The organism is Streptomyces sp. NPDC004658, assembly GCF_040609555.1.
Lineage (GTDB): Bacteria > Actinomycetota > Actinomycetes > Streptomycetales > Streptomycetaceae > Streptomyces.
In genome coordinates this window covers 1-2,703 of sequence record NZ_JBEXKG010000349.1, presented here as the reverse complement: position 1 = coordinate 2,703, position 2,703 = coordinate 1, and the positions used below count along the sequence as shown (strand labels likewise).

Below are 2,703 nucleotides of genomic sequence, written 5' to 3'. Positions count from 1 at the left end.
ACCCCACCCGCTCCCTCGCCCACCACCCCCTCTTCCAGGTCATGCTCGTCCTGCAGAACAACGCCCAGGGCGAGGCCCGCCTGCCCGGCGTGAGCGCCCGTGCGGAGGACCTGAGCGCGGGGGTCGCGAAATTCGACCTCATCCTGAACGTGCAGGAGGGACCGAACGGCATCACCGGCACCTTCGGATACGCCGAGGACCTCTTCGACCGGGCGACCGCGGTCGCCCTGGCCGACCGGCTGGTGCGGCTCCTCGACGCCGCCGCGGCCGACCCCGGGCAGCCGATCGGCGCACTGCCGGTGCTCGGCGGCACCGAGCGCCGTACGGTGCTGCGGACCTGGAACGACACCGCCCGGGACGTCCCGTGTGGCTCTCTGCCCGCGCTGTTCTCCGCGCAGGCGGCCCGCACCCCGGACGCCGTGGCCCTGCGGTCCGGCGACCGCACCCTCAGCTACGCCGAACTGGACCGGCGGGCCAACCGCTTCGCGCACCGGCTGCTCGCCGAGGGCGTGGGACCGGAGACCCCGGTCGCCCTGTATCTGGACCGCTCCTTCGACGCCGTCGTCACGATCCTCGGCGTCCTGAAGGCCGGCGGCCTGTACGTCCCGCTCGACGTCCGCTCCCCCGCCGCCCGGCTGCGGCTGATCCTGGAGCAGGCGGGCGCCCCGCTCGTGGTCACCGACCGGAGCGGCCTGGACCTCCCGCCGGGTGTCCGGGTGCTCACCCCGGACGCGGACGGCATGCCGGACCACGACCCGGCGGTGCCGGTGGAGCCGGGCCGGCTGGCGTACGCGATGTTCACGTCCGGGTCGACCGGAACTCCCAAGGGCGTGGTGGTCACCCACGACAACATCGTGGCCCTCGCCGCCGACCGGTCCTTCGCGGGCGGCGCTCACGAGCGGGTCCTGCTGCACTCGCCACTGGCCTTCGACGCCTCGACGTACGAAGTGTGGGTACCGCTGCTCGCGGGCGGCGAGGTCGTCGTGGCGCCCCCGGGCGAGACCGACCTCGGCTTCCTGCGCGCCCAGCTGACCGGCGACGGGGTCACGGCGGTGTTCCTGACCACGGCCCTGTTCAACCTGCTCGCCGAGGAGCCGGGCGACCCGCTGTCCGGTGTGCGTGAGGTGTGGACCGGCGGCGAGGCGGGCTCGCCGGCCGCGATGCGCCGCGTGGCGGAACGCTGCCCGGACACCCGGGTGGTGCACGTGTACGGCCCCACGGAGACGACCACGTTCGCCACCCGGCACCCGGTCCGCCGCCCGTACGACTACGCGGGCACCCCGCCGATCGGCGCCCCCATGGACAACACCACCGCCTACGTGCTCGACGCGCGGCTGCGTCCGGTCCCGGTCGGCGTGCCCGGCGAGCTGTACCTGGGAGGTGCCGGTCTGGCCCGCGGTTATCTGAACCGCCCGGGTGCGACGGCGGGCCGGTTCGTCGCCGACCTGTTCGGCGCCCCCGGGGCCCGCATGTACCGCACCGGTGACGTGGTCCGCTGGCGGGCCGACGGCCAGCTGGAGTTCGTCGGACGCGCCGACCACCAGGTCAAGATCCGCGGCTTCCGCATCGAACTCGGGGAGATCCAGGGAGTGCTGGCCGGCCACCCGCGGGTGCGGCAGGCGACGGTCCTGGTCCGCGAGGACCGGCCCGGAGACAAACGCGTCGTCGCCTACGCCGTCACCGACGCACCCGCCGAGGAACTGCGGGCCCTGGCCGCCGAACGGCTGCCCGAGTACATGGTCCCCTCGGCGATCGTGCCGCTCGACGCGCTGCCCCTGACACCCAACGGAAAGCTCGACCACAAGGCGCTCCCCGCCCCGCAGTACGGCGGCCCGAGCGGCCCCGGCCGGGCCCCCCGCACCGCGCAGGAGGAGATCCTGTGCGCGCTGTTCGCCGAGGTGCTGGGCCTGGAGGAGGTCGGCCCGGAGGCCAACTTCTTCGAGCTCGGCGGGCATTCGCTGCTCGCCACCCGTCTGATCAGCCGTATCCGCACGGTCTTCGAGGCCGAGACCAGCCTGCGCACCCTGTTCGAGAACCCGACCGCGGAGACCCTCGTCACCCGCCTGACCCGCGCCGAGAAGGCCCGGCCCAGGCTGCGGCCGATGAAGAGGTCCGAGGAGATGTCATGATTCCGCTCTCTCACGCCCAGCAGAGGCTGTGGTTCCTGTACCGCCTGGAGGGTCCGAGCCCCACCTACAACGTGCCGCTCGCCCTGCGCGCCGACGGTCTCCTGGATCCCGGCGCGGTGCGGGACGCCGTACGGGACGTGGTCGCCCGGCACGAGATCCTGCGGACGGTGTTCCCGGCCGTGGACGGCGTGCCGCGGCAGCGCATCCTGCCCGTCGAGGAGGCCGGCGTCGAGCTCGGCACGGCGCGGGTGACGTCGGCCGGACTGGACGAGGCGCTGGCCGCCGCCGCCCGGCACCCCTTCGCCCTGGACACCGACGTGCCGTTCCGGGCCACGCTGTTCGCCGTGGACGGGGAGCGGCACGTGCTGCTCCTGCTGATGCACCACATCGTGGCCGACGGCTGGTCGGCGGGTCCCCTGCTGCGGGACCTGTCCACCGCCTACACCGCCCGGCTCGACGGCAGGACACCCGACTGGCAACCGCTGCCGGTCCAGTACGCCGACTACGCCCTGTGGCAACAGGAGGTCCTCGGCGACGAGACCGACCCCGACAGCCCCCTCTCCCGCCAACTCGA

Annotated in this window: 2 protein-coding genes; both read left to right on the top strand. The window is 73.9% G+C overall.

Annotated elements, in window-relative coordinates; translation table 11 throughout:
* On the top strand, positions 1-2,129 hold a 2,129-nt coding region (locus tag ABZV94_RS41150; protein WP_356350176.1), incomplete at its 5' end, for an amino acid adenylation domain-containing protein.
* A partial coding sequence (locus ABZV94_RS41145; RefSeq protein ID WP_356350173.1) for a condensation domain-containing protein occupies positions 2,126-2,703 on the top strand: 578 nt, incomplete at its 3' end. The genes ABZV94_RS41150 and ABZV94_RS41145, both read left to right, overlap by 4 nt.